9 protein-coding genes are annotated in these 13,788 nt (G+C 64.7%); 3 read left to right on the top strand and 6 right to left on the bottom strand.

The window, feature by feature from the left end:
* Positions 1-58 precede the first annotated feature (58 nt).
* A complete protein-coding gene (locus tag DI041_RS00330; RefSeq protein ID WP_136637998.1) occupies positions 59-1,510 on the top strand; it encodes a S41 family peptidase in 1,452 nt (483 codons plus the stop codon).
* Between the two features lie 154 nt (positions 1,511-1,664).
* Positions 1,665-2,525 (top strand): retropepsin-like aspartic protease, encoded by an 861-nt coding sequence (locus DI041_RS00325; RefSeq protein WP_238378251.1) that lies wholly within the window; start codon positions 1,665-1,667, stop codon positions 2,523-2,525.
* Positions 2,526-2,542: 17 nt separating this feature from the next.
* On the opposite strand, the gene DI041_RS00320 is transcribed toward DI041_RS00325, so the two are convergent.
* Genes DI041_RS00320 through DI041_RS00295 form a run of 6 tightly spaced genes read right to left on the bottom strand, consistent with a single transcriptional unit; the run spans position 2,543 to position 10,494 of the window.
* On the bottom strand, positions 2,543-3,562 hold the full coding sequence (locus DI041_RS00320; RefSeq protein WP_136637999.1) for a sugar kinase: 1,020 nt from the start codon (positions 3,560-3,562) through the stop codon (positions 2,543-2,545).
* 10 nt (positions 3,563-3,572) lie between these two features.
* Positions 3,573-4,760, bottom strand: coding sequence for a GDSL-type esterase/lipase family protein (locus DI041_RS00315; RefSeq protein WP_136638000.1), 1,188 nt, complete (start codon positions 4,758-4,760; stop codon positions 3,573-3,575).
* 21 nt (positions 4,761-4,781) lie between these two features.
* The gene (locus DI041_RS00310) at positions 4,782-5,534 is read right to left on the bottom strand and encodes an SDR family NAD(P)-dependent oxidoreductase (protein WP_136638001.1); all 753 of its coding nucleotides are present in this window, start codon (positions 5,532-5,534) and stop codon (positions 4,782-4,784) included.
* A gap of 60 nt (positions 5,535-5,594) precedes the next feature.
* Positions 5,595-6,899 (bottom strand): MFS transporter, encoded by a 1,305-nt coding sequence (locus DI041_RS00305; RefSeq protein WP_046985562.1) that lies wholly within the window; start codon positions 6,897-6,899, stop codon positions 5,595-5,597.
* A complete protein-coding gene (locus DI041_RS00300) occupies positions 6,896-9,130 on the bottom strand; it encodes an oligoalginate lyase (protein WP_136638002.1) in 2,235 nt (744 codons plus the stop codon). The genes DI041_RS00305 and DI041_RS00300 overlap by 4 nt, the downstream gene beginning before the upstream one ends.
* A complete protein-coding gene (locus DI041_RS00295) occupies positions 9,127-10,494 on the bottom strand; it encodes a polysaccharide lyase 6 family protein (RefSeq protein ID WP_248298400.1) in 1,368 nt (455 codons plus the stop codon). The genes DI041_RS00300 and DI041_RS00295 overlap by 4 nt, the downstream gene beginning before the upstream one ends.
* 313 nt (positions 10,495-10,807) lie before the next feature.
* Here DI041_RS00295 and DI041_RS00290 point away from each other — a divergent pair, with 313 nt between their 5' ends.
* The gene (locus DI041_RS00290; RefSeq protein ID WP_136638004.1) at positions 10,808-13,699 is read left to right on the top strand and encodes a TonB-dependent receptor; all 2,892 of its coding nucleotides are present in this window, start codon (positions 10,808-10,810) and stop codon (positions 13,697-13,699) included.
* Positions 13,700-13,788: the final 89 nt, after the last annotated feature.

Genomic DNA, 13,788 nt, shown 5'->3' with positions numbered 1-13,788 from the left:
GGCATAGCAGGCCGGAAAGCTGCCAGACTGCAGATTGATCCAGGGCAGGGTTGAATCGATGACGATCACGGGGCTGCTGATGGGTGCGCTGCTTGCCGCTCCGGGCGCGCAGGATGCACCGACCGACTGGTCGGCCACACTGATGAAGGATCTGGATGCCGCCGACGCGGCCATGCGCGGCAGTCATCCAGGCATGGTTGACCGGCAGAATCCCGGTTTCGTTGCACAGCTGGACGATGCGTTGGCGCTTGCACGCTCACGTACGGGCCGTGTCGGCAGTTTCGCCGGGTACTGGTGGGCGATGAAGGGCTATGCGGCGGCGTTCAATGATGGCCATGTCAGCCTCAATGCACTTGCCGGTGCGCCCGAGCTGCCGACACGTTGGCCCGGCTTCCTGACCGGCTTCGACGGCGACAGGCAGGTGGTCATGACCGTGGAGGGTGGCCCGGGCCATCCGCCACTGGGCGCGCGATTGCTGTCGTGTGATGGCATTGATGCACAGACACTGGCTGCACGCCGGGTGGGTGACTTCAGCGGGCGCTGGAATCTGCAGGCCAGCCGCATCCTGACCGGCGGCGAAGTGATGCTGGACCAGGGCAATCCGTTCGTGACTACGCTGCACTCCTGCATTTTCGGAGCGGGTGGGCATGAGAAGGCCTATGCGCTGCAGTGGAAGCCGCTTGACCTGGAAACCCGCAAGCAGCGCCTGGCCGACACCCGCCGCAGTTTCCGCCCGGCCAATGATTGGCACACGATGCCCGATGGCGGCTACTGGATCACTACCAGCAGCTTCAACGCCGACCCGACCGAGCAGAACTTCAGGGAACTGACCGGCCTGCTTGAGCAGCTTTCGCTGAAAACCGAAGCGCTTCAGCAGGCGCCGCTGGTGGTGCTCGACGTACGTGGCAACAGTGGCGGTGCTTCGCAATGGAGCATTGAACTGTCACGATTGATCTGGGGGCGTACTGCCGTGGATGCGCTGCCTGACCACAGCTGGGTCGAATGGCGGACGTCCGATGCCAACATCGCCCAGCTCCGCGGGTTCCTGCAGAAGTTGAAGCAGGCGCCCGACGCATCGCCCGAGCTGCTGCGCATGCTGGAAACCGTGACGGCGGGAATGACGCAGGCGGCTGAGAGAGGGGAGGCGCTGTGGCATGACCCTTCCAGCATCCCGGCGGGTGAGGCATCGAAGCCGGTCCGTGCCGGATCAACGCGCAGCGGCAGGGTGGTGGTGCTGACCGACGCCTCCTGTGGCTCGGCCTGCCTGGATGCACTGGACCTGTGGAAGCAGCTGGGTGCAGAGCAGGTAGGCGTGGAGACCTCGGCCGACAGCCTTTACATGGATGTACGGCCGGAACGGTTGCCCAGCGGGCTGGCCAGGATCTCGGTGCCGATGAAGGTTTTTCGGGGACGGGTGCGTGGTTCGAATCAACCGCATGTTCCCCATCGCCGGTATGAGGGCGACATGAGAGACACTGCGGCACTGGAAGCATGGATATCGGGCAAATGATCCGGGCCTGGCGGCTCGGCAATCAATCGCACCAGAGCGTTAAACCTTTTCATCGGCATCTGCATCCAAGTCGCGATGAGCACAGCGCCCGCTGCGCCACGCTTTGGGAAGGAGCCTTTCAATGCATGCAATTCCCCGCGCAGCATTCCGATGCATGGTGATGATCCTGCTGGGGCCGCTCACGGCCAGCGCTGCGGTCACCGAGATCCCCTTCGAGCTGGGCAAAGACCATCGGATCTACGTCGAAGGCGCAATCAACGGTTCGCGCCCGCTTCGCCTCCTCGTCGATACCGGCGCATCGGCGCTGGCGGTTGCCAGGCACGTTCAACAGGATGCAAAGCTGGTCATTGACGACCAGAGCGAGAATACCGGCTCCGACGGAGTGACTTTTCTCGACTACAGCACGCATAACTCCGTCCAGATCGGCGCCATGCGGCGACCGATGGGAGCCGTAGTGATCGACTACCAGGGGAGACCCTTCGATGCGGTGCTGGGCTGGACCTTCTTCCTGGGAAGGGTTCTGGAGATCGACTACGACCGCAGCGTGCTGCGCGTGCATGACGATCTACCCGAACTCGTCGGGTATGTCAGGGCCAACGTGCGCTGGATCGACAATACCCCGGCCATCCAGGTCGCGCTCAGCAACGGCAGTCGTACCTTCATGCCCTGGCTTGCACTGGACACGGGCAGCAATGGCAGCATCGATCTGGCCTATGCATTCGGTGCTACCCATGATCTGCAGGCGGCGTTCCCGGAGCGGTTGGGAACATCACAGTTCAGCGGCAGCGCGGGCCGCAAGATCAGGGCGGTGGACGTGCGCGTGCCTGTGGCGACCATTTCAAGCCTGCAGCTGAAAGATGCCAAGGCCTCGATCACCCTTGATGACGATGGCTCCGGCGGTGAAGGAATCCTTGGCAGTGAGGCGCTGCAGCAGTTCAATCTCCTGCTCGATACCCGCACCGGCAGCGTCTACCTTCGGCTCAATCAGGGCACTGCGGCGCGGACTGCAGAGTAATCGGGCAACCGGTCCGATCAGCGCCGGACGTCGAACTGCTCGCTTTCCAGCAGCGCCCAGACCTCGGCCTCGCGCACGGGACTGAAGTCCCCGGGAATGGAGTGCTTCAATGCGCCTGCGGCCAGACCGAAACGGACGGTGTTCTCTGCATCAAACCCGGACACCAGGCCATGCAGGATGCCGGCCGCAAATGCATCGCCGCCACCAATCCGGTCAACGATGCCGGGCAGTGGTCGCGAGGGTGCCTGTGCGCGGGTGCCGTCGCGCCCGAGCAGCAGCGCACCCAGTACGTGATGATCGGCGCTGACCACCTCGCGCTGGGTACAGGCCAGCCACTGCAGTTGCGGGAAGCTGGCGAAGGCGGCAGCTGCGGCGGCTTCAACGCGGGCAACTACATCGTCCTGGGCAAAGCGCAGCCCAAGCACCAGTTCGATATCGCGATGATCGGCAAAGATGATATCCGCTTCGGCGAACAGCTCCCGCAGGATGGCGGCAGCGTTGCCACCCCAGCGCTGCCAGAGCGAAGGGCGGTAGTTGCCGTCGAAAGACACACGCACGCCTGCCTTGCGTGCGGCCCGTGCAGCGCTCAATACGGATTCTGCAACATTGGCGCCCAAGGCCGGACTGACGCCGGAAAGGTGCAGCCACTGCGTATCACGTAGCAGCGTCGGCCAGTCATGGTCGGCAAGGGTACCGTTGGCGAATGCCGAACCCGCCCGGTCATAGACCACCTCACTGGCGCGCTGCAGTGCGCCGGTGGCCAGGAAATACAGGCCCATGCGATCACGTTGAACCTGATGCACGCCGCACGTACCCACTCGATGCCGGCGTAGTTCAGCCACCGCATGCCGCCCCAGTGCATTGTCGGGAACAGTACTGATCATCTCGACGTCATGCCCGAAGCATGACAGTGACACGGCCACGTTCGCCTCAGCTCCGCCCACATGAACCTGCAGCTGAGGTGATTGCAGCAGTAGTTCATGGCCCGGTGCACCCAGGCGCAACAGCAATTCACCGAAACACACGATGCGACTCATCGGTTCTCTCTCAGCACGGGGACGGGCAGCCCAGCATGCCCAGGTCGATGGCATCGGCCATGCGCCGGTAGCCTTCGTCATTGGGGTGCAGGTGGTCGCGAGTGATGTCGTTGGGCAACGATTCCGCGGCCTTCGGGTCACGCAGCGCGGCATCGAAATCGATGATGCCATCGAACCCGGTCTTCCCGCCGCGTGCCCACTGGTTGATCGTTGTGCGGGTCGCTGCGGACACGGGCTCGTAGCGCTCGGAACCGCCGAATGGGGTCAACGTACCCAGCCAGGCGCGGATGCCGTGCGCATGCAGTCGCGCTGCAACCTGCTGATAGCCCATCAGCATGTCCGCCGCAGTACGGCCAGGCACCGGCTGCGTACCGCCGCCATGGCGGATATCGTTGATGCCTTCGAACAGGATTACCTGGTCGGCGTCGGCCACCGCGATCACATCGCGGTCCAAACGTGACAGGGCGCTGTGGCTGCGGCCATGGTCGAGCAGTTTGTTGCCGCTGATGCCTTGGTTGAGCACCACGAAGCGGTCCGGGCAGGCCTGCTGCAGGCGCTGCGCCAGGCGCTCCGGCCACTGGTTGAAGGTGCCACGGCGGGCGGTGGCACCTTCCGTGATGGAATCACCTAGTGCCACGATCACCTGGGGACGATCAGCGCGCTGCACCATCACTGCCGAGAACACGTTCTGCTGGTAGCTCAGCCGCACGCTGTCAGCAACCGATGTCTGCCTGCCGTCCGCTACCCGCACTTCGGTGCGGCGCACGGCGGGATGGGTAGGCTGCGGGAAGTAGGCCGTCACGCTGATCTCCTGCAGCGGCGCCACCGGCATCGGTACCGGGTCGCTCAGCAGCGCGGCACCCACCGGCACCTCGATGACCGCGCGGCCATCCACCGTTACCGGCAGAGGAGCGGACTTGCCGTTCTTCACTCCTACGCGCAGGTCCTCGACCCGTAACGGCGCAGTGCCGAGTTCGTTGCTGATGCGCAGCCGCAACGCGTCGCCACGGCTGCCGATCCGCATGTCCTGGCGCACGGTCTGCGCGGCGAACTGTACCGGTGCCTCGGGCATTCCGTCCTTGCGGTCGGGTGCCGGTGACGCGGTCCATGCGGTGACCCAGACCGGCGCCGCCCATGCGGCGGGGGCGGTCATGGCGGAACAGAGTGTCAATGAAAGTAGAAGTGTCCAGCGCTGCATGGGCAGGAGTCCGGTCAGGTATCAGGAGAAGTAGGTGCCGCCGTTGACGTCCAGGTTCGCGCCGGTGATGAAGGCCGCCGCATCCGAGGCCAGGTAGACCGCCGCATCCGCCGCTTCTTCCGGCAGGCCCTGCCGGCGCAGCGGAGTGGCGCCCGCCACCGCAGTGCGCACTTCCGGCTTGGTGAACTGGTCATGGAAGCGGGTGGCGATCATGCCGCAGCACAGCGCGTTCACGCGGATGCCCTTCGGACCCAGCTCCTTGGCCATGGCGCGAGTGAAAGTCATCACCGCCGCCTTGGCGGTGGCATAGATCGACGCGCCAGGGCCACCACCATCACGGCCGGCCTGCGAGGCGAAATTGACGATGGCCGCGCCTTCGCGCATGTGCGGCACCACCGCGTGCGTGGTCAGGTAGGTCGAGGTCAGGTTCAGGTCCATCACGGTGTGGAAGAACGCCGGGTCGATCTCGGCCAGCGGTCGACGCTGCACCATGCCACCGGCCACGTTCACCAGCAGGTCAATGCGCTCGCCGAACGCGGCCTGTGCCGAAGCGACCAGGCCGGCCACGGCAGCGGCATCGGTGACGTCGGCGCGATGGGCGATAGCCTGGCCGCCGGCCGCCTCGATGATCGCCAGCGTCTCCAGTGCACTGGCTTCGTCATTGGCGTAATTGAGGCAGACACGGGCGCCTGCAGCGGCCAGCTTGATCGAGACGGCGCGGCCGATATCGCGGCCACCGCCGGTGACAATGGCCACCTTGTCCTGGAACGACATGCGGAAAACTCCTTGGTTTGCGGGGGAATGGATGTACTTGGAAGAGAAGGAGACCCAGGCTCAGCCGCCGCGACGGTCGAGCTTGTGGATCGGCCCGGTCCACCACCACAGTGCAGCCAGCGACAGCGGCACCAGCGCGGCGACGAGGATGAAGATCGGGGCATAGGAGTGGCGGGTCAGCACCGGCACCAGCCAGGTGGTGATCAAGGTGCCGGCGACCGCCGCCAGGCCACCCAGGCCGGCCAGCGTGCCAACCGAGCGACCGTCGAACAGATCGCCGGGCAGGGTCTGGATGTTGCCGATGGCCACCTGGAATCCGAACAGCACCGCAGCGATCGCCAGCACGGCCAGCAGTGGCTGGTTGGCCAGCACCGCGCCCAGCAGGGCGGGGGCCATGATCACGCAGCCCAGCGTGATGGCCAGCTTGCGTGCACGGTCCACGCTGTGCCCCGCGCGGATCATGCGACCCGACAGCCAGCCGCCGCTGAGGCTGCCCAGCATTGCGCCGACAAACGGCACCCAGGCGAACAGGCCGATCTGCTTGATGTCGAAGCCGAACGTTTCAGCCAGGTAGATCGGCAGCCAGGACACGAACAGCCACCAGATCGGGTCCAACAGGAAGCGGCAGGCGAGCATGCCCCAGCTCTGGCGATGGGCCAGCAGCTCGCGCACGCTGGCCTTCGGCGCCGCCTCTGTCTGTTGCCCGGCCTGGTCTTCCATGATCAAGCGGCGTTCGGCATCGCTCACCCACGGATGCTTGTCTGGCCCGGCTCGGTACACGAACAGCCACGGCAGCAACCACAGGAAGCCGATCGCACCAACCAGCACGAAGGTACCGCGCCAACCCAGCCACAGGTACAGGCCGGCGATGGCCGGTGCGGAGACGATCGCGCCGATCGACGCACCTGCGTTGAACACGCCTTGCGCCAACGCGCGTTCGCGCGCCGGGAACCACTCGGCATTGGCCTTCACCGCGCCGGGCCACGCGCCTGCCTCGCTGATGCCGAGCATTGCCCTCACCAGGCTGAAGGACAGCATCGAATGGGTGATCGAGTGCAGAGCGATGGAGATCGACCACACGCTGATCGACAGGGCGAAACCCAGCCGAGTGCCGATCATGTCGAACAGGCGCCCGAACAGGAACTGGCCGGCGGCGTAGAACAGCATGAACACCGTTACCAGCAGGGCATAGTCGTCCTTGGTCGCGCCTACTTCCTTGGCGATTTCCGGCCACATCACCGCCAGCGCATTGCGGTCGATGTAGTTGATGACCGTAGCCACGGCGATCAGGCCAACGATCAGCCAGCGTACGGCCGACCGCACCGGCACCTTGCGCAGATTGGCCACCACCGCAGGGCCGTTCATTTTTCATCACCCTTGCTGCGGTCGATGCGCGCGTGGCTGCCGCTCCAGCGGTAGGCATGGCCGTCCACGGTCACGCTGTGCTCGCCCTTGGCGCTGCTGTCGTCGGCCACGCCCAGCGCGATGCGTGCACCGCTGGCCAGGCGCAGCTCGATCACTTCTGCGTCGCTGCCACGGGTGCGCACCACCTCGCGGATGCGGCTGTCGGCACCGTGCACGTACTCGGCGGTGCCGTTGTACTCGCCGTGGGGTTCCAGCACGCTGAAGAAAGTCACATCCTTCTGTCCTTCCACGCGCTGCAGCAGTGCAGGTTCACGGCGCAGGTTGAATTCGGGATCGTTGGCGCCGCTTTCCACCAGCAGTGCCTGCGATGGTGCGCTGCTGCCGAAACGATAGGTGTAGAAGCGACCATCCAGCAGCCAAGCCAGCGAGCGCGGTTCGCTGCCAGGCTTGCTGCGGGCATCCAGCCACAGGTGCTGGTAACCGTTGTCCGCACCCAGCACCGGGCGCTGTGCGGGGAAATGTTCGGCCTCGAAGCCGGTGCTGACGATATGCCCGTTGAAGTGCAGCGGCAGGTCGTAGCGCGCGGTCTTGTCACCGTGTACCTGCATCAGGTCCAGCACCACCGGAAGGGCAAGGTCCGGGTGGCGCAGCAGTGCCTGGGTACGGGTGAAGACCACGCCAGGGTAGGCGTCGCGCATCATTGCCGAGGCTATCTGGGTATCGGCATCGGCCTGGAAGAAACGCACCTGCGGCGCATGTTCCTCGCCGCGCTTCCAGTCGCCCTTGAAGTGGCTCTGCTCGTCCACCACCAGGGTGTTGTGGGCCACGGTCTGCTTGGCCCAGCTGCGGTTCTCGGCCAGGTAGATGCCGCCGCGCTTGGCTTCCACGTTGAGGAAGCGGGCGGCGCCGTAGTCGGTCACCACCGGGTTGCCTTTGTCGTAGAACAGCCAGTTGAGCTTGTCGAAGTGGCCATGGCCCATGCCCTGCATGGTGTCCTTCTGCACCAGCGCCTGGCCGCGTTCGCCGTTCATGCGCAGGATCGCCAGGCCGCCGCGATCGCCGTCGGGCCCGTCGCGCAGCAGCATCGGTCGATAATCGAAGGGCTTGGCCTTGTTGGCGGCCAGTGCCTGCGCCACTTGCAGGCCTTCGGGCGACAGCAGCAGGCGCTTCTGCTGCTGTGCCACCGACAGCAGGCGATCGTCGCCGGTGCGTGCATAGGCGATGCCGATGCCAGCCACCAGCTCCTCGGTATCGATGCCTTTGTCGAGGATGGCGTCGTTGATCGGGAAGAACAGGCCGCCGTAGCTGGTCTGCACCAACACGTCCACTGCCTTCAGCAGTACGCCATCGCGACGCTGGAAGATCTTCCGCTGCGGCTCGTTGCGCTCGATGGCGTTGGCGAACAGCAGGAACGGCGCCAACGCATAGCGCTGGTAGTAGGGGCCTTCCTCGTAATAGCCATCGGGCGAGAACAGTAGGTCGATCTGGCGCAGGAAGCCAAACTGGTCGTTCTTCTGGCTGCCACGCAGGGATTTCTCCACCAGCTCCGGGTCGCGCAGCACGTAGCCGGTCATGCCGGTCGCAGCCACCGCCCAGGTCGCATGGTTGTGGATCTGGTCGTAGTTCTTCGGCTCGCTCACCAGGAACTCCGCCATCGGTCGCAACACCTTCGATTCGATGGTGTTGCGATCCTCGGTGGACAATGCATCACGGATCGCGTCGTAACCCTGGATGGCGTTGACCAGCCACACCGAATCGTTCAGTACCTGCCAGAACACGCGGCCGGGAATCTGCCCGCGGCCTTCCGGATGCGGCCCAAGCGTGGGGTAGAGCTTCGCGTACTGCAGCAGCATGTCGCGCGCGTAATCAACATAGGCCTTGTCGCCGGTCAGCCGGTACAGCGTGCCGGCCGCAAGCAGCGCCTGGTAGTTGCGCTTGTGCTGTTCATGGGTGCGGCCACCGCCTTTGTCCCTGGGCACCGGCACGTCGATACCGGCTTTCATCATCTCCTGCAGAGTCTTCTGCGAGCGTGCCTGTTCCTTGGCAAACCACGGGTAACGGCTGCCTTCGCTGGCCATCTGCTGCCATTGCGCGGCAGTCACCAGCACTGGTGCGGCATCGGCCTGGCGCGCTGATGCCGAAGGTGCCGCCAGCAGCGGCGCAGCGGGAAGCAGGGCGAACGGAACGGTCAAGGCCAGGACCAGGGAAACGGACAACGGTTGCAACCTCATCGATCAACTCCGGTGCTGGTGCGTGACAGGGCAACCTCGCCCACCTTGGGATACCAGTCCACCCCGGTTGCTGTGCGCGCCGTCATCGCCAGGCCGGGATCTGCGCCGGCAGTTGGCAGGGCGGGCGCGGGTACCCATAAATCGTTGGCGGACTGCTGCAGGGTGATCGTGCGGCCTTCGACACCGCCAGGAAACACCGGGCTGGCCTGCGGTGACTGCAGGTTGCCGCTGAAGCTGATGCCGGCCAGCGAACTGGCGGCGTTGGGCGGGTTCCTGCTGGTGCGGTTGACGATCAGGTTGCCGGTGAAGCGGCTGTTGCTGGCGGCGACCACGATGCCCTTGGCTTCATCATGGCCGACGCCGAAACTGATCTTCGCCACATCCACGAAGGTGTTGCGGCTGATCGCGGCGTTGACCACCGGCGCATAACCGGACAGCGGCGGATCGGCTTGCGCATCCATCACCGCCAGCGCGGAACGGTTGCTGGAACCGGCCAGCCGTTCGAAGTAGTTGTTGCTGACGGTCTGGTCGGCATTGATGATGCGCACGCCGCCGGTGCCGGCCTTGTCATCGCCCAGGAACACGTTGTCGATCACGCGGTTGCCGTTGCCGTGGCGTAGCGTGAGCGCGCCGGCCGAGCGGTAGAACACGTTGCCGCGGTAGGTATTGCCGCCGGACTTGTTGCTGATGATCTCGGTCTCGCCGTCGCAGCCTTCGAACCAGTTGTTCTCCACCGTACTGTTGGAATCGCTCAACGAGGTGTCGCTGGTGCCGACGCGGATCGTTTCGCCACCGTTGACGCCCAGCGCCGGGCGCGGCCCGAACCAGTTGTGGTCGATACGGTGCTGGTTGTCCAGGCCCTGGGTGGCATCGCGCACCACCACCACGGTGGGGCCGGCATTGGTCTTGCCGCGCAGCTGGCTGTGGTCGAGGCGGTTGTGGCTGCCATAGAAGGAAACCCAGTAGTCCTGGTCGCTGGCATCGGGGTTGGTGTAGTCGTCGATCACCAGGCCGGTGACGCGGCTGCTGCTGGCGACCGCCTTGCTGGATTCGCGGAACGCCACCACCGCGTCGCCGGGTGCGTAGCCGTTGCGGAACACCAGATTGGACACCTGCAGGTAGCTACCCGCCAGGCGCAGGTCCGAGCGTCCGCTGAGGACGACCTTGCCGGCCGTCTGCGCGCGCAACACGATCGGCGCTGCGTCCGTTCCTTGGCCTTTCAGCAGGAGGCGGGCGTCGGTCCAGGTGCCGTCAGCCAACACGATCTCATCACCGGGCTGCAGCGCCGAGGCGGCCGTAGCGAACTCAGCGACATCGTGGACGAGCCAGCTGGCTGCACTTGCCGCTGAAGTGGTCAGGCACATTGCCAGACCAGTGGCCAGGCAAAACAGTGATGAATTATTGAGTGGGTGTCGCACGAGCGAGCGAATGCGCATGAAATCCTTCCAGAGGCGGCCGTGCCGTCGTTTCAGGGTGGGCTTGCATACCACTTCGGCGTCCTTTGTAAGCCAGCTTTGGCGCAAAGTCATGCTGCACAAGCACATTAAATGGCGGACAAGTGGTATGAAACAAAGGCATTTGAATAATTGCATACCAGTTGGTTGACATTTTCATGTCGCCGTGCCGAAGCTGCATCCCACGCCTGCCGTGCAGGCGATCCTTTGGGAGGAGGAAACCATGCGGCGACCCGCCGGAGCAGTGCACAGCATCTCGTTGTCCCCCACACCGCTGATCGTGGCGCTGCTCGCCGCATTGGCGGGCATACCCACTGCCCAGGCGCAGTCAGGCAAGGACGGGGCGGGGCAGGATCCCACCACGCTGGACCAGGTGCAGGTCACCGGCATCCGCGAGTCCATGCAGAGTTCGATCAACAAGAAGCGCGACGATACGGTCATTGCCGATGTGCTCTCCGCCGACGACATCGGCGACCTGCCGGCGCCGTCGCTGGCCGATGCCATCGAGACCCTGACCGGTGCCGCCTCGACCCGCGACAAGACCGGTGCCTCGGAGATCTCGATCCGTGGCCTGGGCGCCTTCCTCAGCAGCACCAACTTCAACGGTCGCGAGATCACCAACGGCAGTGGCGACCGCTCGGTCAACTTCAACATGTTCCCGGCCGAGCTGATCAACACGGTGGCCATCTACAAGACCCAGCGCGCCGACATCATCGAAGGTGGCGTGGCCGGCACCATCGGCCTGGAAACGGTACGGCCATTGGAGTACGGCAAGCGCTCGGCGCAGATCGATATGCGTGGCAGCTGGGCCGAGTATGACAAGAAGTACCGCGACGACGACGGCATCGGCTACCGCGGCACCGCCAGCTACATCGACCAGTTCGAGTTCGGCAATGGGCAGAAGCTGGGTATATCGCTGGGCTTCCAGCGCCTGGAAGGTTCCGATCCGGAAGAGAGCATCACCAGCGGTTCCACCTGGTATGCCTGCGATGGCATGCAGAACGTGGCCAATGCCAACTGTGGCGAAGTCAGTGCGCAGGCCATCGCCAACGGCGCGCCGTATTACCTGGTGCCGAGCAGTCGCATCTATCGCCTCAAGCAGGAGCGCAACGATCGGCAGAGCGAGTTTGCCGCACTGCAGTGGCGGCCCAATGACGTGGTCGAATTGAATGTCGACTTCGAGCACACCCAGCGCAACTGGTACGAGAACCGCAGCGACCTGAGCCTGTCCAATGCGCGCCGCGGCATCACCCAGCGCGAGGTGGACGACGAGGGTATCGTGAGACACCTGCATGGCAGCACTTCGATCGATTCCACCTCCAATCGCTATTGGCGCGGAGAGGAATACACCGGCGGCGGCCTGAATCTGATCCTGCGGCCAAGCGCGGCGTGGGAACTGTCCACCGATCTTTCCTACTCGCACACCAATCGTCTCGACAGCGAGCGCATGACCCGGCTGCGCGCGAACCAGCGCGACGTCAACAACGCTATCGTGCCCGGCATCAGCAGTGGCGCCACCGGGTACGTGGACTACGACTGGGACTGGCATGGCGAAGTGCCCAGTGTTGCCCTGGCGCCGAACTTCGACCCCAACAACTGGGACGCCTACACCGGCGCGGCGCGCGTCACTTCCAGCGCAACGGAGAACGACCACAAGATCAAGGCCGGCCGCTTCGATGCCAGCTTCATGCCGGAATCGGGCTTCTTCACCCGCATCAAGGGCGGCGTGCGCGCCAGCCAGGCCGACTACCGCCTGCGAGACAACACCCTGGTGACCGACTACGACCAGCGCGTGGCGGCCGACAAGGCGAAGATCATCGCCGCCAGCCAGGCCTGCCGCGCGCCGTTCCCGCAGGATGACTTCATGGATGCCGCCAGCGGCAACACGATTTCGTCCTGGGCCTACTTCGATCCGAACTGCCTGTACCAGTCGTTCCGTGGCAGCCTGGACAGCGGCCTCGATCCGGGCTTCCAGGATCCGAACAATGTCGATATCACCGAGAAGACCCGCGCGCTCTACCTGATGGGCGAGTTCAGCAGCTCGTTGTTCGGGCTGCCGGTGACCGGCAACCTGGGCCTGCGCTGGGTGAAGACCGATGTGCGTTCCGAAGGGGTACGTACCGGCCTGCGCATTGAAGACAACGGAGACGGTACGATCCGTCTGCAGCCCACCGGCGACTACAGCACCCAGGTGTTCAAGGCGGGCAACGACAAGCTGCTGCCCAGCCTGAACGCGGCTTTCGAACTGCGGCCGGACCTGTTGCTGCGGGTCGGCGCCTACCGCGCGATGTCGCGGCCGGATATCGCCGCGCTGGGCGCAGGGCGCACCATCAACGTCAGCAGCGATGCCACCTACGGCAATCTGGCCGATGCGCTGGACGACATCAGCGCCAGTGGCAACCCGGCTGCACAACCCCTGATGTCCTGGAACGGGGACCTGTCGCTGGAGTGGTACCCGAACCCGGACACCCTGCTGGCCGGTGCGGTGTACTGGAAAAAGTTCAACGGCGGCACCGCCACGGCGCTGGTGCCGGAGACCTACACCATCGATGGACAGAGCGTGACCGTGCCGGTGCGGCAGCAGGTGACCACCGACGAAGACAGCACGCTGACCGGCTTCGAGCTGAGCGCTACCCATCGACTGTCGTACCTGCCCAAGCCTTTCGACGGGCTGGGCTTCAAGGTCAGCTACAACTACGCCGATGCCGACTACCAGACCCAGGATTCGCGGCTGGGCGAGCAGCTGGCCAGTGATGGCACGATCATTCCGGCCATCGTGCCACCGGCGGGTCTGAGCGGTTTCTCGCGGCACGTGCTGTCCGGTTCGATCTACTGGGACGTTGGGCGCTTCAACATCCAGGCCATCGGCAAGTTCCGCTCGCACTATTACCAGGACTTCACTGGCAATACCGCTCAGCAGAACCGCTACTACGACGACAACACCAGCGTCGACCTGCGCCTGCGCTACCGGGTAAACAAGCAGTTGTCGCTGTCGCTGGAACTGATGAACCTGACCAACGAGCCGCGCGTGGCCTACCAGCCGCTTTATGGGAACTTCCGCGAAGTGGTGACCTACGGGCGGCGTGCGTATTTCGGTGTACGATACAAGTTCTGAACAGGGCGGCGCGGCCAGTGGTCGCGCCGTCGCTCCAACCGGACCCTTGCCGGCCGCGGTGGCAGGGCAGGGACCCGGAAGGAATCGCC

This window comes from Stenotrophomonas maltophilia, from assembly GCF_004920835.1.
Classification (GTDB): Bacteria; Pseudomonadota; Gammaproteobacteria; order Xanthomonadales; family Xanthomonadaceae; genus Stenotrophomonas; species Stenotrophomonas maltophilia_AQ.
This window is presented reverse-complemented; position numbering and strand designations above follow the sequence as displayed.

What these genes read in the sequence shown, in the direction of transcription:
- DI041_RS00330 (WP_136637998.1), top strand. Translation starts at nt 59, where the DNA reads ATGACGATCACGGGGCTGCTGATGGGTGCGCTGCTTGCCGCTCCGGGC.
- DI041_RS00325 (WP_238378251.1), top strand. Translation starts at nt 1,665, where the DNA reads ATGGTGATGATCCTGCTGGGGCCGCTCACGGCCAGCGCTGCGGTCACC.
- DI041_RS00320 (WP_136637999.1), bottom strand. Translation starts at nt 3,562, where the DNA reads ATGAGTCGCATCGTGTGTTTCGGTGAATTGCTGTTGCGCCTGGGTGCA.
- DI041_RS00315 (WP_136638000.1), bottom strand. Translation starts at nt 4,760, where the DNA reads ATGCAGCGCTGGACACTTCTACTTTCATTGACACTCTGTTCCGCCATG.
- DI041_RS00310 (WP_136638001.1), bottom strand. Translation starts at nt 5,534, where the DNA reads ATGTCGTTCCAGGACAAGGTGGCCATTGTCACCGGCGGTGGCCGCGAT.
- DI041_RS00305 (WP_046985562.1), bottom strand. Translation starts at nt 6,899, where the DNA reads ATGAACGGCCCTGCGGTGGTGGCCAATCTGCGCAAGGTGCCGGTGCGG.
- DI041_RS00300 (WP_136638002.1), bottom strand. Translation starts at nt 9,130, where the DNA reads ATGAGGTTGCAACCGTTGTCCGTTTCCCTGGTCCTGGCCTTGACCGTT.
- DI041_RS00295 (WP_248298400.1), bottom strand. Translation starts at nt 10,494, where the DNA reads ATGTGCCTGACCACTTCAGCGGCAAGTGCAGCCAGCTGGCTCGTCCAC.
- DI041_RS00290 (WP_136638004.1), top strand. Translation starts at nt 10,808, where the DNA reads ATGCGGCGACCCGCCGGAGCAGTGCACAGCATCTCGTTGTCCCCCACA.